Origin of the sequence: Pantoea sp. Morm (assembly GCF_016643525.1) — a bacterium.
GTDB classification, from domain to species: Bacteria; Pseudomonadota; Gammaproteobacteria; order Enterobacterales; family Enterobacteriaceae; genus Pantoea; species Pantoea dispersa.
In genome coordinates this window covers 14745-33107 of sequence record NZ_VOQX01000024.1, presented here as the reverse complement: position 1 = coordinate 33107, position 18363 = coordinate 14745, and the positions used below count along the sequence as shown (strand labels likewise).

Annotated in this window: 17 protein-coding genes; 6 read left to right on the top strand and 11 right to left on the bottom strand. The window is 58.0% G+C overall.

Annotation, left to right across the window (positions count from 1 at the left end):
* Positions 1-22: 22 nt before the first annotated feature.
* From FT726_RS10755 to FT726_RS10745, 3 genes are read right to left on the bottom strand one after another with little or no spacing between them, the layout of a single operon-like run.
* Entirely contained in the window at positions 23-376 is a 354-nt protein-coding gene (locus tag FT726_RS10755) for a gamma-glutamylcyclotransferase (protein WP_031280151.1), read from the bottom strand.
* Between the two features lie 2 nt (positions 377-378).
* Positions 379-4149: a translocation/assembly module TamB domain-containing protein gene (locus FT726_RS10750; RefSeq protein WP_346302796.1), complete on the bottom strand. Its 3771-nt coding sequence runs from the start codon at positions 4147-4149 to the stop codon at positions 379-381.
* Positions 4146-5885 carry an autotransporter assembly complex family protein gene (locus FT726_RS10745; RefSeq protein ID WP_058781125.1) on the bottom strand — a complete coding sequence of 580 codons (1740 nt, stop codon included), beginning with the start codon at positions 5883-5885 and terminating at the stop codon, positions 4146-4148. Before FT726_RS10745 ends, FT726_RS10750 begins: the two co-directional genes overlap by 4 nt.
* 454 nt (positions 5886-6339) lie before the next feature.
* Between FT726_RS10745 and FT726_RS10740 the strand changes: the two genes are divergently transcribed.
* Complete coding sequence (locus FT726_RS10740; RefSeq protein WP_021509741.1) at positions 6340-7683, top strand: hemolysin family protein; 1344 nt, start codon at positions 6340-6342, stop codon at positions 7681-7683.
* A gap of 56 nt (positions 7684-7739) precedes the next feature.
* Here FT726_RS10740 and FT726_RS10735 read toward each other — a convergent pair whose 3' ends face one another.
* Positions 7740-7946 carry a DUF1107 domain-containing protein gene (locus FT726_RS10735; protein ID WP_031280153.1) on the bottom strand — a complete coding sequence of 69 codons (207 nt, stop codon included), beginning with the start codon at positions 7944-7946 and terminating at the stop codon, positions 7740-7742.
* A gap of 313 nt (positions 7947-8259) precedes the next feature.
* Here FT726_RS10735 and FT726_RS10730 point away from each other — a divergent pair, with 313 nt between their 5' ends.
* On the top strand, positions 8260-8817 hold the full coding sequence (locus FT726_RS10730) for a YtfJ family protein (protein WP_058759862.1): 558 nt from the start codon (positions 8260-8262) through the stop codon (positions 8815-8817).
* Positions 8818-8848: 31 nt separating this feature from the next.
* On the opposite strand, the gene cysQ is transcribed toward FT726_RS10730, so the two are convergent.
* A complete protein-coding gene (cysQ, locus tag FT726_RS10725; RefSeq protein WP_021509744.1) occupies positions 8849-9595 on the bottom strand; it encodes a 3'(2'),5'-bisphosphate nucleotidase CysQ in 747 nt (248 codons plus the stop codon).
* A gap of 281 nt (positions 9596-9876) precedes the next feature.
* Here cysQ and FT726_RS10720 point away from each other — a divergent pair, with 281 nt between their 5' ends.
* Positions 9877-11835 carry a bifunctional 2',3'-cyclic-nucleotide 2'-phosphodiesterase/3'-nucleotidase gene (locus FT726_RS10720; RefSeq protein ID WP_278428021.1) on the top strand — a complete coding sequence of 653 codons (1959 nt, stop codon included), beginning with the start codon at positions 9877-9879 and terminating at the stop codon, positions 11833-11835.
* Between the two features lie 35 nt (positions 11836-11870).
* Here the strand turns inward: FT726_RS10720 and fklB are convergent, their stop codons facing one another.
* Positions 11871-12491, bottom strand: a complete 621-nt coding sequence (fklB, locus tag FT726_RS10715; RefSeq protein ID WP_021509746.1) for an FKBP-type peptidyl-prolyl cis-trans isomerase — start codon at positions 12489-12491, stop codon at positions 11871-11873.
* 184 nt (positions 12492-12675) lie between these two features.
* Here fklB and FT726_RS10710 point away from each other — a divergent pair, with 184 nt between their 5' ends.
* The gene (locus FT726_RS10710; protein ID WP_150360361.1) at positions 12676-13335 is read left to right on the top strand and encodes an OapA family protein; all 660 of its coding nucleotides are present in this window, start codon (positions 12676-12678) and stop codon (positions 13333-13335) included.
* Positions 13336-13390: 55 nt separating this feature from the next.
* Here FT726_RS10710 and rplI read toward each other — a convergent pair whose 3' ends face one another.
* From rplI to rpsF, 4 genes are read right to left on the bottom strand one after another with little or no spacing between them, the layout of a single operon-like run.
* A complete protein-coding gene (rplI, locus tag FT726_RS10705; RefSeq protein WP_021509748.1) occupies positions 13391-13840 on the bottom strand; it encodes a 50S ribosomal protein L9 in 450 nt (149 codons plus the stop codon).
* Positions 13841-13879: 39 nt separating this feature from the next.
* A complete protein-coding gene (gene rpsR / locus FT726_RS10700; protein ID WP_000135199.1) occupies positions 13880-14107 on the bottom strand; it encodes a 30S ribosomal protein S18 in 228 nt (75 codons plus the stop codon).
* 4 nt (positions 14108-14111) lie between these two features.
* On the bottom strand, positions 14112-14429 hold the full coding sequence (gene priB, locus FT726_RS10695; protein ID WP_031280155.1) for a primosomal replication protein N: 318 nt from the start codon (positions 14427-14429) through the stop codon (positions 14112-14114).
* Positions 14430-14435: 6 nt separating this feature from the next.
* A complete protein-coding gene (gene rpsF / locus FT726_RS10690; RefSeq protein WP_021509750.1) occupies positions 14436-14831 on the bottom strand; it encodes a 30S ribosomal protein S6 in 396 nt (131 codons plus the stop codon).
* Between the two features lie 386 nt (positions 14832-15217).
* Here rpsF and FT726_RS10685 point away from each other — a divergent pair, with 386 nt between their 5' ends.
* Positions 15218-15424 (top strand): hypothetical protein, encoded by a 207-nt coding sequence (locus FT726_RS10685; protein ID WP_021509751.1) that lies wholly within the window; start codon positions 15218-15220, stop codon positions 15422-15424.
* A 51-nt stretch (positions 15425-15475) separates the two neighbouring features.
* On the opposite strand, the gene yjfP is transcribed toward FT726_RS10685, so the two are convergent.
* Positions 15476-16225: an esterase gene (gene yjfP, locus FT726_RS10680; RefSeq protein ID WP_346302795.1), complete on the bottom strand. Its 750-nt coding sequence runs from the start codon at positions 16223-16225 to the stop codon at positions 15476-15478.
* Between the two features lie 159 nt (positions 16226-16384).
* Here yjfP and FT726_RS10675 point away from each other — a divergent pair, with 159 nt between their 5' ends.
* Positions 16385-18316 carry a Cache 3/Cache 2 fusion domain-containing protein gene (locus FT726_RS10675; RefSeq protein ID WP_346302794.1) on the top strand — a complete coding sequence of 644 codons (1932 nt, stop codon included), beginning with the start codon at positions 16385-16387 and terminating at the stop codon, positions 18314-18316.
* Positions 18317-18363: the final 47 nt, after the last annotated feature.

The following is an 18363-nucleotide window of genomic DNA, read 5'->3' as shown; positions in this document are numbered from 1 at the left end:
GCCCACTGGGCGGTGTTTTTATTTACGCTTCTGCGGCGTCATCGCGCCGTAACCAGTCGCCACTCGCGATGCGGGTGCGACCGGCAATCGAACGCTGATACACGTACAGCCAGGCGCTGCCGTAGGGCGTCTGGATCAGCTGGCGCTTATACTCGCCGTTCTTGCTGCGCAAGGCATCCAGCTCGCCGAGGGTGCTGGCGTCGATGCGATACACTTCGCAGTACACCGTGCCGTCCCCCTCAACCACGCCCGGATAGTGACCGAGATTGTAGAGCGCAAACCCTTCAATCTGATGGTCGCCGAGCCATTGCGCATTGGTCATCCAATGACTATTTCCCTGTTTGCGCCGTAAACTGCCGTAGACAATTATTCGCATTGCTAAAACTCAAACTGATAGAGCAAATCCAGTGCCTGATCGAGACCCGACACGGCTTCCAAATAGAGTTTGGGCATCAGGCGATAACGCAAAGTGAGCGTCGCCAGTGAATCAAATATGCCAACACCGTATTTTACCTGCAGACCCGGCAGCACATAACCACTCACCTGCACCTGCTGGCTGTCGCCGACACCGGTGGTATCAAGCGCAAGGTTACTGACGCCGAAGGTCTCGCCGATTTTACCCATAACCTGACCACTTTGTGCAACCCCCAGTCCAACCAGCGCCGAGGTTAAGGCGTTGCTGTCGCCATCGCTGCTGAGTCCCTGACCGCGTAAAAGGTAAGACAGCGCCTCCTGCTGCGACATCGCCGGGTCGGAGAAGACCTCCACCTTCGGCTCGTCGGCCAGCCCGGTGACGCGCAGACCGGCTGTCACATCATCCTCGGTGGCTTCCGGGTTACGAATCGCCTCCAGATTGACGTAGGGCTGATCCGGCGGACCGGCGAACTGCAGCTCGCCTTTACGCACAATCAGATCCTGACCATACGCGTGGAAACGGCCGGAAGGAATATTGATTTGTCCGTTTAAGCCCAGGCCGGTTTTATCCTGCACCAGTTTGAGATCGCCGTTGAGGCGCGCTTTCAGGCCAAAGGCCGAGAGACGCACATCGTTGCCGACGTGGATCACCAGATTGCTGTTGATTGGAATCGCGGCGGTTTTCGGCTGAATCGGCTTGAGGTTCTCATCCAGCATCACCTCATCCGACGACACGCCGGTAGCGCTCTCCGGCACTTCCTGCACCGTGATGCGCGCCCACGGAATATCAACCTTGCCGTCAAGGTTGAACGCCGCCGGTGTGGCTTCAAACGCCAGGTCCGGCGAAACGTCCATCCGCACCATCGGCGGAACGGTAACGCGAATACGGCTGCCCTGCGCAGTGACGCGCGCGCGCCAGTTATCCAGCTGGCTCCAGTCCGCGTTGCCGCCCAGAGTGAGGTTACCCTGCTGCGTCTGGATCAGGCCGTTGAGCGTGGAACTCATGCCGTTAAACACCAGGTTGAGATTGGCCGAGGTGAGATCAACCGGCATAAAGCTGCCATCCACATCAACATCGCTCAGCCCCAGCTGACCAAAGATCTGCGGCTGCTGCAGCGTGCCGCCGAGACGCAGATTGCTGTTGAGGTTGCCTTTGATCTTCTCGCCCTGCATCAGCGCCGGGTTGAGCATCGCCAGCGAAATGTTGCTGATGCCGATGTTGCCTGACAGCTGGCGGCGATTCTCCGGATCGGCGATTTGCACGTTGCCGCTCAGCTGACCGTTATTCACGATGTGAATCAGCCAGTCGAGCTGCGCGCGTCCATTACGCAGCGCCGCATTCAGGTTGAGCGTGTCGAAGGCGATCGGCAGGTTATTCCCCTGCACATCCTGCACCACTTTTACGCCGTTTCCTTTAAGCGATACCGTGCCGGTCGGCAGCGCGCCGTCGGCGGTCCAGTTCACGCGCGCATCACCGCTGAATACGCCGTTCAGCTGGGTGGCATCAGTAAGGAACGGCTTAACCATCGCCAGATCGAAGCGGTTCAGCACCACGTGCGCATGGCCGCTGGCTCCGGCCTCGATCGGCTCCGGCACGCACAGCTGCGCGTTGGGGTTTAGCCAGCAGTGCGGCCCGAAGGTGGCGCTCTGTTTGCTGTTCAGGTAGTCAATTGTCATCGCGCGCGTCAGGCGCCATTCGCCCACCGGCGTGTCAAAACGCGTATTGTTGAGATTGCCCTGCCAGCGCTGCGTCTGGCGATCAAAGCTACCGTTGAGCGCCAGCTGGCCGGAGACCGGCTCGCCCTGCACGTTGAGTTTCAGCTGGTGCTGCTTCTCGTTACCGTCGGCGTTGAGCGTCAGCAGGCTGATCTTAAGCGCGTCCTGCTGCAGCTGCTCCACGCGCAGCTGCAGTTTACCGGCGACCTGATCGCTGGATTTCACGTCGCTCTGCAGCGTGACACGGCGGATCTGCAACTGCTGCCAGCGCAGGCCGCTGGCGGTAAGATCGGCCAGCAGCTGGGGCGCCTGCAGCGTACCGCGCGCCTTGATGGTGCCTTTGGCTACGCCGCCGAGGCCCGGCAGCGCATTATCCAGATGCGGCGCATCGACACTGGCATCGAGATTTAGCGCGTCGCCCAGTTCGCCCTTCACGTCGAGATGGTTGCGCCCCAGCGCGATGTCAATGCCGGGGATTTTCCACTGATTGTAACTGTTGCCGGTCAGCGAGCCTTCGGCGCTCACCGCGTTCTGTTTCACATTGCCCTTCAGCGCCAGCTGCGGCACGCTAAGCTGCCAGCTTCCGCCGTACAGGCTGCCGCGCGTGGTGATTTTACCGTCGAGCTTCGCCGGCCAGTCAGGATACTGTTTAGCGGTATTGATGCCCGCCAGCGTCAGTTCGCTGCGCCAGCTGATGGCTTTGCTCCAGTCCACCAGCGCGCTAAGGTCAATGTTGCCCTGCAGCGCCGCCACGCGCAGTTTATCCAGGCTGAACTGCTGCACGTTGCCTTTACCGTCCAGCGTAATGGTGGCCGGCGGCACCGCTTCGCCCTTCACCGCAGTGCGCAGCGACATCACGTAGTCGGTGGCTTTGCCGCTGAACTGGTAGTCGAGATTATCCGCCTGATACTGCACCGGACCGGTCAGCGGCCAGCGCAGCTGCGGGCTGGTGAGTTTGAGCGACAGCGGCAGACCGGCGACCGCCGGCTGTGCGGCGGCGTCCAGCTGGGCACGCACCGGCCCCGAGAGATTCAGGCCCAGCTTCAGCTCGTCGCGCATTGCCCCGGCGAGGTTCAGTTTGATCTTCTCGCCTTTAATCGGATCGAGATTCAGCGAGCCGTTGAGCACAAAATTGACCGGCCAGTTATCCGCCAGCCGGGCATCGCCGCTGGCGTTGATCTGTCCCTGCGGCGAGTCGACGTCAAAGGTCTCCAGCTGCACATGCCGGTCGGTAGTTTTGGCCTTCAGCAGCAGACGCGTAATCGCCACGTCCGTATCGCCGGTGATGCGCAACTGCTCACCCAACAGCTGCTGCACGTTGATATCGAGCGGCAGCTGGAAATCCGGCAGTGCCGGCAGCAGCGGCTCGGCAAACATCGCCTGCAGCGTTTCGCCCAGCGGTTTCTCATCCGGCTGCGGCTGCTGCACTTTAGGCTGCACCACCTGTTCGTCCGCCACTTTCGCCGCCTTCGGCAGCGCGATCAGCAGGCTCTGGATATGGGTGGGATTGAGCGTCAGCGCGCGATCCTGCCACTGCAGGCCGCTGGTGAAATCGAGCAGCGAAATGGCGGTGTCATCGACTTTGACGTTGATGTTATGCAGGCTGACCCGGCTCAGCGTGATCGGGTATGGCGTGCTGAGATTGCTGCTGCCGCTCTCCTCTTCCGGCGGCTGCGCACTGGCGGGCGTCATTTTTTTGCTGTCGACCACCACGCTGACATCCTGCAGCGCGATATCGTTCACGCACACCGAGGAGTGCAGCAGGCAGTTGAGGTTGAGCGCCAGATGGAAGCGCCCGGCATCCACGCTGACGCCCGGCATCTGGTACTTCACGCCGCTCAGCGTCAGATCGCGCCAGCCGCCTTCCACCTTGTTAATCGACAGGCCCGGCACCCAGCGATCGGCACCTTTAAACAACAGATGCAATCCGGGCGTGGTGCCCACCAGAAACGCCACGCTGGCCAACAGCACCAGCAGGAAAATACCGATACCGATCAGGACCTTTTTCCACAGCTTCATAGTTCAGGCCCCAGTCCTACATAAAATTGCAATCCATGCTCCTTGTCGTCACCAATCGGGCGCGCGATATCAAACTTGATCGGCCCTACCGGAGAAGACCAGCGCACGCCGAAGCCTGCACCGGTTTTAACATTACTCTGCTTGATGTCGTTGACCGCTTCACCGGAGTCGACGAATACCGCGCCCCACCATTTGCCGGAGACGTTGTACTGATACTCGAGCGAGCCGGTGGCCAGCTTTGAGGCACCGGTGAGTTTGCCTTCGTCATCGCGCGGCGAGATATCTTTGTATTTGTAGCCGCGAATGCTGCGGTCACCGCCGGCGAAGAAGCGCAGATCGGGCGGCACTTTTTCGAAATTGTTGGTTTCAATCCAGCCAAGGTTACCGCGCGCCACAAAGCGATGCTTCTCGCCCAGCGTGCGGATCCACACGTTCTGCGCCTGCAGGATCAGGAAGTCGACGTCTGAACCCCAGGTGGTGTCCGACACGTCTACCGAGTAGCGCTGTGAATCGCCCCAGGTCGGCATCAGGCCGCCGCGCGAACGGGTGCGGTTCAGGCTTACGCCCGGATAGAGCAGCATGGTGGTGTTGGTGACGCTGCCCTGAGTAAAGTGGTCGAGACTCCAGCGCAGGTTAACCGCGCGCTGCCAGCCGGAGCTGCTGTCCCAGTTACGCGACATCGCCAGCGTGGTGGTGTCCGATTTGGTGTCGTTGAGATCGGTGCGTTTCAGGCCGCCGGAGAAGGTGTAGTACTGCTCCAGCGGACTTTTCAGCAGCGGCACTTTATAGCTGAGATCAAGCTGCTGCTCCGGCGCGGAGATATAGGCGCTGGAGGTCAGGCTGTGGCCGCTGTCATTGATCCACGGCTTTTTCCACGTGCCTTTCAGCCGCGGTCCGACGTCCGTCGAGTAACCGACACCGGCTTCGATGGTGTTCTCCACGCGCGGCGACACGGCGGCGCTGAGCGGCAGCACTTTGGTCTGGCGCCCTTTATCGAACTCGGGTGCCACGACGACAGAATTAAACCAGCCGGTGGCGGAGAGGCGACGATTGAGTTCGGCCAAATCGCGTGAGCTATAGGGATCGCCCTTTTTGAACGGCACCAGATTGCGCAGATAGGCTTCATTGATTTGCGAGCCCTCAAAGCTGACATCGCCGAAGCGATAGCGCGGGCCGCTGTCGTAGTCGATATCCCAGAACGCTAAGCGCCGTTCGACCGAGACACCAAGCTGGCTCTGCTTAAAGTCACCGTCGAAGTAACCATTACGCAGCGCCAGGCTGGAGAAGCCGTTTTTGAATTTATCGTAGTCGCCGTGATTGAGCTGGCTGCCGACTTTCGGCCTGCCCTGTTTTACCCACGCCTGATAGTCAGGATCGTCTTTTGCGGCGCCTTCCACCACGATGGTGCTGCCGCCAATCTTCACCGGCTCACCGGCGGTGACGCGGGCAATCAGCACCGGACGGCCACCCTGCGGCGGTGCCGGGCGTGATTCAAAGTCGATCTGCGGCTCGTAATAGCCCAGCGCGCGCAGGCCTTCTTTGATCGCGGCAGCCACGCGCGCCTGGAAACGGCCGTCGTTCGACACCTCGTCACTGCCGATAGTGGACAAGCGCGCCCTGACGTTTTTCTGTAACTCCCCGGTCAGGCCTTCCAGCTGCAGTCGCACTTTGGCTGCCTCAACAGCAGGTGCGGCAAGCAGCAGGCTGGCCAAGCAATAAGCATGAAATCGCGGCACGCGTACTCCTGTTAATAATGCCTGCCCCTATTCCGCAGGGGCGTTAACTCTGGTGGAAAGGGTATCACCACACCTTGCATACCCATCAGCATAGCCGCTCTTTTTTGCGAGCGGCTGCGTAAAAACGGCCGCTAAGCCAAATCGACTGCTATTGTCGGTAAATGTGCGTACCGATACAACAACGAAGCCGCGCTTCTGCGCACCGCCAGCCGCCACTCGGATTAATCCGAGCCGGCCAATCACGCCGCTGGCGGCAGCAATAGCGCTGCTGCTATAATCAGCGACCAGCAGGCCTCGCCTGCACGCATTTCTGCCCCGACGTTAACGTGACTTTGTCGAACTGGCGCAGACATTTTTGGCACGGATAGCCCTGTTTGACGGGTAAGTACCGGATGTACGCCTCTTCGCGCTGCCCAGGCCAAAAATGACAAGTGATTAACCCAACGGATCTTTTATGCTTGATAGCCTGCTTGTCATTCTTTTACTGATCGTAATCAGTTCATTTTTTTCTCTGTCGGAGATCTCGCTGGCGGCTGCCCGCAAGATCAAACTGAAACTGCTGGCCGATGAAGGCAACATCAACGCGCAGCGCGTGCTGAAGATGCAGGAACAGCCGGGCATGTTCTTCACCGTGGTACAGATTGGCCTCAACGCCGTCGCGATTCTCGGCGGTATCGTCGGCGATGCGGCGTTTTCGCCCGCCTTCAGCAGCCTGTTCAACCGCTTTATGGAGCCGGAACTGGCGGATCAGCTCAGCTTTATCTGCTCCTTCACCATCGTCACCAGCCTGTTTATTCTGTTTGCCGACCTGACGCCAAAACGCGTCGGCATGATCGCGCCGGAAGCCATCGCGCTGCGCATCATCAATCCGATGCGCTTCTGCCTGCTGGTTTTCCGCCCGCTGGTGTGGCTGTTCAATGGCCTGGCCAACGTGTTCTTTCGCATCTTTAAGCTGCCGATGGTGCGTAAAGATGACATCACCTCGGATGACATTTACGCGGTGGTAGAAGCGGGCGCGCTGGCCGGCGTGCTGCGCAAGCAGGAGCACGAGCTGATCGAGAACGTGTTTGAGCTGGAATCACGCACCGTGCCTTCGTCCATGACCTCGCGTGAAAATATCGTGTGGTTCGATCTGCACGAAGACGAAACCAGCCTGAAAACCAAAATCGCGCAACACCCGCATTCGAAGTTTCTGGTGTGCGACGGCGATATCGACCATATCGTCGGTTACGTTGATTCCAAAGAGCTACTGCTGCGCGTGCTGGGCAACCAGAGCATGACGCTCAACAGCGGCGTGCAGATTCGTTCGGCGCTGATTGTGCCGGATACGCTGACGCTGTCAGAGGCGCTGGAGAGTTTTAAAACCGCCGGCGAAGACTTCGCGGTGATCATGAACGAATATGCGCTGGTGGTCGGGATTATCACGCTTAACGACGTGATGACCACGCTGATGGGCGATCTGGTCGGTCAGGGGCTCGAAGAGCAGATTGTGGCGCGTGACGAGAACTCCTGGCTGGTGGAAGGCGGTACGCCGATTGATGACGTGATGCGCGTGCTGGATATCGACGAGTTCCCGCAGTCCGGCAACTACGAGACCATCGGCGGCTTTATGATGTATATGCTGCGTAAGATCCCCAAACGCACCGATTTCGTCAAATTCTCCGGCTACAAATTCGAGGTGGTGGATATCGACAGCTACCGCATCGACCAGCTGCTGGTGACGCGCATTGACGATCGCCCGCCGGTGCTGAATGTGTCGAAGAGTACGCTGGATGAGTCTGAAGGGCCTGCCGCGTAGCAGTGATCGTGCAGTTACAGAAAGATTCAGGGCGCCAGCGGCGCCCTTTCTTTTGCTTAGTTGTACTCGGCTTGCAGCCGCAGCACCTGGCGGTTGATTTCTGACATCACGCTAAGGTGCTGTTTATCCTTGACGCGCGGCAACATGACTTTGCCTTTGTCGAACTCAAACGCGCCAACATCCTTGATGTACAACCTTCCTTTAAATAGCGTCTTTACATATTTCGCAATTTGCAGCGGATTATAGCGCTGGAAGATCTTCATGCTGTTTAACTCCTGAACAGATGTAATACGCTTCGCCGTTGCCAAATTCGGTACGAGCCCTTGAAGCGCAAATGAGGCATAACTATAGAACATGATTCCTTGCCGATGTTCCGAAAAAATGGATTTTTTACTGAATTGACACATCATTACAGAGAACTCTGTCATAACGATCACAAAATCCAGTATAAACCTTCATTGGTTAAGGAATTGTGGCATGGGTTACAAAGCTGCTATCTCATCGCGACAGGCGCATCATCCACGCCTAATATTGCAAAAACATGAATAACTGGTCGGATCACTAAGGAGCATTACCATGCGTTTGGCACATTCCGTGATAGCCCTGGCGCTGCTGCTGCCCAGCCTTGCCTCAGCCCACGCGTTTAAGGTTGGCGAGCGCGTACCGGCAGTCGGCGTTAACGACAAAGGAGAACTGCTGTATCAGCAGGAGAAGTTTCGCTACCAGCCCTGGAACAGCGCCCAGCTGAGTGGCAAAGTGCGGGTCATCCTGCATATTGCCGGACGCTCGTCAGCCAAAGAACAGAACGCCGCGCTGATTGAAGCCATCAAAGCCGCTCAGCTGCCGCACGACCGCTATCAGACCACCACGGTGGTGAATACCGATGATGCCATTCCCGGCACCGGGATGTTTGTGCGCAGCAGCATTGAGAGCAATAAACAGCAGTATCCGTGGTCGCAGTTCATTGTCGACAGCAACGGCAACGCGCGCAAGGCGTGGCAGCTGGAGAAAGGCGGTTCGGCAATTGTGATTCTGGATAAGACCGGCCATGTGCGTTACGCCAAAGACGGTCCGCTGACGCAGGATGAAGTGCAGCAGGCGATGAAACTGATCCATCAGCTGCTGCAGGCGTGATCGCGCCACAGCGGGCGGCGCGCACAGCGTATCAGAACAGCGAGACGCGGAAGCCCGGATTCAGGAACGACTCGCGCGGCGCGTAGTCGAGGGTTTTGCCCTGCCAGTCATGCACGTGCGCGCCAGCGGCAATGGCTACCGCATGGCCGGCACCGGTATCCCAGATATTGGTCGGCCCGAAGCGCGGATAGAGCTGCGCCTTGCCCTCTGCCACCAGGCAGAACTTGAGCGAGGAGCCGATAGCGGTGGTCTGATGCTCGCCCAGCTGGGTCAGATACTCTTTCAGCTCTTCGTCTTTATCAGCGTGCGAACGGCTCACCACCACCAGCAGCGGTCGCGCTTCACGTACGTGGATCTGCGTGGTGTGGCCGCCCTCTTCTTTCCACGCTTTGCCTTCGGCCGCAGAATACATCACCCCCAGCGCCGGCGCGTACACCACGCCCAGCACCGGTTTGCCGTGCTCAATCAGCGCGATATTGACCGTAAACTCGCCGTTACGCTTGATGAACTCTTTGGTGCCGTCGAGCGGATCGACCAGCCAGTATTGCTGCCAGTGCTGACGCACATCCCAGCCGGGTGGATCCTCTTCCGACAGCACCGGCACGTCAGGCGTCAGCGCTGCTAAGCCCTGCACGATAACCTGATGTGCCGCCAGATCGGCCGCCGTGACCGGTGAATCATCCGATTTACGCGTCACGTCCAGCGGTTGTGCGCCATCGTAGACCTGCATAATGGCATCGCCCGCGCTTCGCGCCAGCTGGCAAATTTTATCTAACATTGTTCACCTCATTTCGGCTGATGCTGCCGCTGAAACCCCGGCAGCCCGTCTCCAGATATTTTAGCAGCTGCGCTGTGACAGCCGCAGCTACGCGTATTCGCTTTGATTATCAATATCATAGTTCGGTCGTGGCGGCTATGGCGCAATGCTGAATGGCAGGCACTCCGTCAGCTTACGCAGGAAAGAGGCAAAATCCCGAGCCCCATCACAAATTGAAATGATAATTCGTCATGGTTTTACATTATTTTGAGAGGCCCATTAAAGCGAACAAGGAGCAAGCCATGTTCAAAGCGAGCATGTCGTTACTGGCACTGTGCGTTGCAGCCGCCACGGTGCAGGCTGCCACGGTGGATTTACGCATTCTGGAAACCACCGATCTGCACAGCAACATGATGGATTTCGATTACTACAAAGATACGCCGACCGAAAAGTTTGGTCTGGTGCGCACCGCCACGCTCATCCAGCAGGCGCGCGGCGAAGTAGCAAACAGCGTGCTGGTGGATAACGGCGACATTATTCAGGGTAGCCCGCTGGGTGATTACATGGCGGCCAAAGGCCTGCAGCCGGGAGAAATCCATCCGGTGTATAAAGCCCTTAATACGCTGGATTATGCGGTAGGCAATCTGGGTAACCACGAATTTAACTACGGCCTGCCCTATCTGCAGCAGGCGATTGCCGGGGCACGTTTTCCCTACATCAATGCCAACGTTATCGATGAAACCAGTGGCAAGCCGCTGTTTACCCCCTATTTAATTAAAGAAACCACGGTAAAAGACCGCGACGGCAAGCCGCATACGCTGAAAATCGGCTATATCGGCTTCGTACCACCGCAGATTATGGTGTGGGATCGCAACAATCTGCAGGGTAAAGTGCGCGTTGATGACATCACCGAGACAGCGAAGCGCTATGTGCCGGAAATGCGCGCAAAAGGTGCTGAAATAATCATCGCTATTCCGCACTCCGGTCTGAGCAGTGAGCCGTACCATGCCATGGCGGAAAACTCGGTGTATTACCTCAGTCAGGTGCCAGGTATCAATGCCATCATGTTCGGCCATGCGCACGCGGTGTTTCCCGGCAAAGAGTTTGCGGAGATTAAAGGCGCGGATATCGCTCAGGGCACGCTTAACGGCGTACCGGCGGTAATGCCCGGCATGTGGGGCGATCATCTCGGCGTAGTTGACCTGGTGCTGAAAAATGACAGCGGCAACTGGCAGGTGACCCTGGGTAAAGCCGAAGCGCGGCCAGTTTACGATGCGGTGGCGAAAAAATCGCTGGCGGCGGAAGATGCCGATCTGGTGAAAGTGCTGGCCGACGATCATCGCGCTACGCGTGAGTTTGTGGCAAAACCGATCGGCAAGTCGGCGGATGTGATGTACAGCTATCTGTCGCTGGTGCAGGACGATCCCACCGTGCAGATCGTCAATAATGCGCAGCGTGCTTACGTCGAACGCTTCATTCAGGGCGATCCCGATCTGGGCCGCTTACCGGTGCTCTCGGCAGCGGCCCCGTTCAAGGCCGGCGGCCGTAAGAACGATCCGGCCAGCTATGTTGAAGTGGAAAAAGGCGATCTTACCTTCCGTAATGCCGCCGATCTCTATCTCTACCCGAATACGCTGGTGGTGATGAAAGTCAGCGGCGCGCAGGTGAAAGAGTGGCTGGAGTGCTCGGCAGCGCAGTTTAATCAGATCGACGTGCATCGTCGTCAGCCGCAGTCGCTGATCAACTGGGATTTCCGCACCTACAATTTTGATGTAATTGACGGCGTGCAGTATCAGATCGATGTAACGCAACCGGCGCGCTACGACGCCGAATGCCAGCTGATTAACCCGGCGGCATCACGTATTCAGGATCTGCGCTGGCAGGGCAAACCGATCGATCCCAAAGCGACCTTCCTCGTTGCCACCAATAATTACCGTGCCTGGGGCGGCAAATTTGCCGGTACCGGCGAGCAGTATGTCGCGTTTGCTTCGCCGGATGAGAACCGCTCGGTGGTGGCCGCCTACATCAGCAGCGAAACCCGCACCCACGGCGCGGTGCAGCCACAGGCCGATCACAACTGGCGGCTGGCACCGATCGCCAGCGCAACGCCGCTTGATATTCGCTTTGAGACCGCGCCGGGCGCAAAAGCCACGCAGTTTATTGAGAAGTATGCTGATTATCCGATGAAAGCCGTCGGCAGTGATGAAACGGGCTTTGCCATCTGGCAGGTAGATCTACAGAAGCAGGCAGAGAAGAAGTAGTGACCGCGGGCGCCAGATATGGCGCCCGCTGTTTATTACAGGATTTCCAGCAGCTCGACTTCGAAAATCAGGGTGCTGAATGGCGGGATAGAGGCACCCGCGCCGCGCTCGCCGTAAGCGAGATTGTGCGGAATGGCCAGCTCCCACTTCGAACCAACCGGCATCAGGGTCAGCGCTTCAATCCAGCCAGCAATCACGCCGCTGACCGGGAATTCAGCCGGTTCGCCACGGGCAACGGAGCTATCAAACACGGTGCCGTCAATCAGCTTACCGGTGTAGTGCACGCGTACGCGATCCTGACGTGATGGGATCGGACCATCGCCCTGGGTGATGACGCTGAACTGCAGGCCGGATTCGGTGCTGCTCACGCCTTCACGCTGTGCATTCTGCTCAAGGAACTGCTGACCTTCGGCCGCCATGGCTTCGACGCGCTCACGACGTACGCCTTCGGCACGCTCGTGGACTTCACGCAGCGCACGGTGTACCACGTCAACCGGAACTGCCGGTGAGTTCCCTTCCAGCGCGTCGCGCAGGCCCGCAAGCAGCGCTTCTGGCTGCAGACCCTGCAGTCCAGACTCTTGCAGCTGCTGACCAACCTGTAAACCGATACCGTAACTTGCTTGTGATTCGACGCTGTCAAATGAAGGGGTCGTCATCTTGTTTCCTTAATCCCGGAGAAAATAGAACCGGCAGCATAACAGCGCAGGCGGCTGGCGTAAAATCTCGCGCGCCGCGGATGACATTTCCCGGGGAAAGAGAAACAATATGCAGGTCAAATTTTTCAATGCTGGCAGGCACTTCGCGCCCGCTTTGCCCATACTATAGAACAAGAGAGCATCCATGGGCCAAATCGCCCCACGACGTCGCAGGACGCGCGCACCGCGTACCTTATTTTCCCGGTTGCAACGCTGGCTGCCTGACAGGCGCGTCACGACCGCCAGCGAGGAGGAGGAAAGAATGGCTTCTGAAACCCCGTCGCGTATACCCGCTGTACTGCAGCGCATCTGGCATCTGCTGGATAACGTACGCTGGATGGATCCGCTGCCGCCGCTGCACCGACGCGGTATCGTTATTGCCCTTCTGGTGATGCTGCTGGCGTTTCTCTGGCCTGCCAGCACGCCGCAGTATCCGGTGGAGCGTCCGGCAGAGAGCAGCGGCAAAGAGGTGCCGATGCAGGCGGAAATCTACGATAACAATGCGCAGCCGCCGCAGAATACGACGCCGAAAAGTGATGCCCAGGGCGAATGGCACAGCTATACCGTGGCCTCGGGCCAGACGCTGGCACAGCTGTTCCGTGACAACAATCTGCCGGTCAATGATGTGTTTGCCATGGCGCGGGTGGAAGGCGATGGGCAGCCGCTGAGCGCGCTGCAGAGTGGTCAGCAGGTGAAGATTCGTCAGAACGCGCAGGGCGTGGTGACCGGCTTAACGGTCGAGAGCAGTAACGGACCGGTGCTGTTTACCCGCCAGCCGGACGGCAGTTTTATCCGCGCACAGTAAGCGACAGAAACAAAAACGCCGGCACAAGGCCGGCGCTTTCAAACTAAGTAAAAAATTACTCAGCTACTACATTCACAACCAGTTTCGCGAATACTTCGCTGTGAACCTGGAAGTCAACTTCGTGCTCACCGGTGGTGCGCAGAACGCCGTTTGGCAGGCGAACTTCGCTCTTCGCCACTTCAACGCCAGCTGCAGTAACTGCATCAGCGATGTCGCGGGTACCGATGGAACCGAACAGTTTACCTTCGTCGCCTGCTTTAGACGCGAGAGTAACGGTGCCCAGTGCATTGATTTTCTCTGCACGTGCGTTAGCAGCAGCCAGAACGTCAGCCAGTTTGGCTTCCAGTTCAGCGCGACGCGCTTCGAAGAACTCAACGTTTTTCTTGGTAGCAGGAACAGCTTTACCCTGTGGAACCAGGAAGTTACGAGCGTAGCCCGCTTTAACGTTAACCTGATCACCCAGGCTGCCCAGGTTTGCTACTTTATCAAGCAGAATAACTTGCATTACCTTATCCTCTTAAAGTCGTTAATGGACAGTTGCCGATTACTGATGACGATCAGTGTACGGCAGCAGAGACAGGTAACGCGCGCGCTTGATAGCACGAGCCAGCTGACGCTGGTATTTTGCACGAGTACCGGTGATACGGCTTGGAACAATCTTGCCGCTTTCAGTGATGTAGTTTTTCAGCGTTGCGATATCTTTATAATCGATCTCTTGAACGCCTTCCGCGGTGAAACGGCAGAACTTGCGACGACGGAAATAACGTGCCATTTGGCTAGTCTCCAGAATCTATCAATTCAATCTGCTCGGCATGTAACACAAGTTTGCTCTGGCCATTGCGTGCCTGATGGCAGCTAATAAAACCTTCGAGTGTGAGTTGCGTGCCGACCGTTATATGTTGAGTAATCGCCTGATGGGCGCTGCCGCTGATAATCACCGGCATCTGACACCAGGCTTGCCGGTGAAACCCGGCTTCCTCCTGCACAGAACGATGCTCAAGCACGAACTGGCAGTGAGGAATCCCTGACGGACTGACTTTTCGAACTGGCGTCTTGCACACGGTGCCAGACAGGCGCAGCCGATTGGCCGTCATCGTGGATTACTCTTCAGAATCCCCAGCATCTGAGTCTTCTGCCGATTCGTTAGCGAAGTCTTCGCGGCGCTCACGACGCTCGTCTTTCGCTTTAACCATCGGAGAAGCTTCAGTTACCGCGTGCTTAACGCGCATAACCATGCTGCGGATAACGGCGTCGTTGAAGCGGAAGTTAGTTTCCAGCTCGTCGATCACTTCCTGCGGTGCTTCTACGTTCAGCAGAACGTAGTGTGCTTTGTGCAGTTTGTTGATCGGGTAAGCCAGCTGACGGCGACCCCAGTCTTCCAGACGGTGGATCGTGCCCTGTGCACCAGTGATAGCACCAGTGTAACGCTCGATCATGCCCGGAACCTGCTCGCTCTGGTCAGGATGGACCATAAATACGATTTCGTAATGACGCATCGATAGCTCCTTACGGATTATTCAGCCTCCTGTCAGGGTCAGCTGCGGCCCACGGAAGCAAGGAACGTTATAGGTTGCGAATCACCCAAAAGATGAAACACACCTCTGAATGCAGCTGAAAAATTGACGCGTAATCATACTGACCTCGCCGGGGAAACTCAAGCGCACAATTCATCAAATTGTCGCTGCCGTGCCAGGCGGGGACACCTTTCGTGCTAAGGATTGAGATTCAGCAGGTTAGTCAGAGATTGTTCAAAATCCCTGAACGAGGCGTTCAGCATGACGATCTGGCGTCGTACTGGTGAAGAACTAAACTCTCTACAGGCGCAACGGTTTGGCTTAATCAGCGCGCCTGAGAGTGAAATCCCTGGAGTGAGGAGTCGATTATGAAAGCTGTCATTATCGCCACTTTACTGGGTCTCTTCCTGTCTACCCCCGCTCTTGCCAGCTCCGCTGACCAGGCGCTGCAGATGAGAAGTAACAGCAGCAAAGCGGCTTCAGGCTATGTCTACGTTAACCGGCTGGATGCGCCAGGCGGTAACCCGGTCAGCGCGAACACCAGCGCCGCCGACCGCTTGTCGTCACAACTGTAGTCCGGCCTGTTATCCCGGGCTGGCGTGCTCCGCGCCGCCAGCCCGTTCCGTTTACAAATGATGTTTAAAGAAACTGACCAGCGCGGTGAGCGCTGGCGGCGTGATTTTGTGCCCAATCTGCTTTTCCGCCAGAAAGGTGAGCCGGCTGTCGAGCTGCACCTCGCGCAACGCCTTCTCCAGCCGTACCGTTTCGGCAAACGGTACGACTTCATCCGCTTCACCGTGCCATAACAGCAGCGGCCGGTTAGCCAGCTGCGCCAGCTGCTGACAGGGATCGTAGGCCGCCAGCGGGGCCAGCCGCGCCTGTAACGCCGCTTTTTGCTCTGGCGTGTGCGCCACCAGCGGCGGGAACAGCGTCTGACTGAGCTGCATGAAGTAGCCGGAGCCCATCAGACAGGCAACGCTGTGCAGGTGTGGATAGCGTGCCATCGCGCCCAACGCGGTCATCCCGCCCATTGAGGCGCCGGCAATAGCGAAACGCTCATCTGCCACCCAATCGTTGTCGCGCAGCACCGCTTCCAGCAGCGGCACTTCATCGATGTTCTGGCGCAAAATCTCCCAGAAGTGCGTCATGCGCGCGTCGGTATCACCGTTGTAGCGCGCGCCGTGCATCTCTGCATCCGGCATCACCACACGGAAACCGGCCTGCGCCAGCGCCACGGCAAAGTAGCTGTACACCTCTTTCGACGAGGTAAATCCGTGATAAAACAGGATGGTGGGTAAGCGCGCCAGCCGCTGTCCGGCCGGTGCCGCGTGAATACACTCAATGCCCGCCAGGTTCTCCGTTGCCAACTCAATCATACCGTCTCCGTTGAGAATGATTATCACTGGTCTCAGTGTACGTGCTGCCGGCCAAAACGCGAGCCACATCACATTTATTTCGATTAATTTCTGCCCTAAACATTTACCGCATTTTGCCGTTGATCCTGTACCCCTCCAGTTATTTATTAAAGGTACTTTATGAAGCGTCTCTCTCTCAGCGCCATGAGTCTCGGAATTAAGCTGTCTGTATTGACGTCTTTCAGTGTGGCAATCGTGCTGTTTGCCCTGACGTTAACGCTCAGCCATAACGCCGCGCGCCAGCTGGAGCAGTTGGCTGTCGACGATATGCAAAACCAGGTGCTCGGCATTAATGAAATGGCCACGATGTTTAACGCGACCTTATCGGAAGAAGTGGCGAACTATACCCGGCTGTTTCAGAGCTTTTTACCTAAGCGATTCAGCCGTGACGACAGCTCACGCATTCAGGTGGGATCGTTCAGCACGCCGACGCTGCGTGCCGGGCTGAAAACCCTCAACCTCGATCAGATCGCCGTGGACGATTTTCTCGATCGTACCGGTGCAGTCTCCACCATTTTTGTGCGCGACGGCGAGGATTACATTCGCATCGCGACCTCACTGAAGAAAGAGGATGGCAGCCGCGCGGTGGGCACCCAGCTTGATCGCAGCAGCGCGGCGTGGCGCAGCGTGAATAAGGGCGAAGTGTATCGCGGCCTGGCGACGCTGTTCGGCCATCGCTATATCACCCAATACCAGCCGGTGCAGGACGACAGTGGCGCAGTGATCGCCATTCTGTTTGTTGGCGTGCAGATTGATAAACAGTACGCGCTGATGCGGGAGAAAGTGCTGGCGCGACGTCTCGGCGACAGCGGCAGCTTCTTCGTGCTGAACGGCACGCCGGGCAGCGCACAGGGCCAGTATCTGTTTGCCCGTCAGTCCGAAGGCAAGCTGCCGGACTGGGATCGCAGCGTACAGCAGCAGATCCTGACGCAGCCGCACGGCCTGCTGGAGATCGCGCATCAGGGCGAAACCCGCCTGCTGGCATGGCAGCAACTGCCGGGCTGGAACTGGATTATCGCCGGTGAAGTCAGCCGCGCCAGCCTGCTGGCACCGATCACCCACAGCCGCAATCTGTTCATGCTGATTGGCCTGGCGCTGGTACTCGCCTTTGCCATTGGCTTTGTGCTGTATAGCCGGCGCGCCATTACCCGGCCGCTGCAGCAGGTGATCCATCTGGCCGAGCAGTACGCGGCGGGTAATCTGCAGGCGCACCTCGACTCAGCGCGCCGCGACGAGATCGGCCAGCTGGTGAACGCGATTAACGGCATTGGCGACGGTCTGGAGAAAGTGGTAGGCCAGGTACGCGCCGCCGCGCGTGAGATCAGCGACGGCACCGACACCATTGCGGCCAGCAGTTCCAGCATCAGCGAGCAGATTGGCCGCCAGGCGAGCAGCGTCGAAGAGACCTCGGCCAGCATGGAGCAGTTTGGCGCAACCGTGGCGCAAACCGCCGCTAACGTGCGTCAGGCGATGGCGCTGGTCGGTGAAGCCGCCAGCACCGTCAGCCAGGGCGGCAGCACCGTGGCGCGCTCGGTAGAGACCATGGCGGAGATTCGCATTGCCTCACAGAGCATCGCCGACATTACCCACGTGATCGAGTCGATTGCCTTCCAGACCAATATTCTGGCGCTCAACGCTGCGGTTGAGGCGGCGCGCGCCGGTGAGCACGGCAAAGGCTTCGCGGTCGTCGCTGCGGAAGTGCGTGCACTGGCGCAGCGCAGCGCCAGTGCGGCGAAGGAGATTGACGGGCTGATTGCCAGTTCGATCGACAAAGTGGCCGCTGGCCATGCGCTCTCGGAACAAACGCGTGACGCCATGAGTCATATTGTCAGCCATATCGAACAGGTGAAAACCCTGATGGGGGAAATCAATATCGCCGCCCAGGAGCAGGCTGCGGGTATTGGTCAGGTCAATCTGGCAATGAACCACATCAGCCATGCGACCCATCAGAGCAGCGACATGATTAACCAGTCCGAGCACACGGCGCAGCACCTGAGTCAGAAAGGCCATCATCTGACCCAGCTGGTGAGTATTTTCCGCCTCAACGACTGATGAGCCGGGGCAGATGGCTTACACTTGAGTCATCTGCCTGTTTTCCG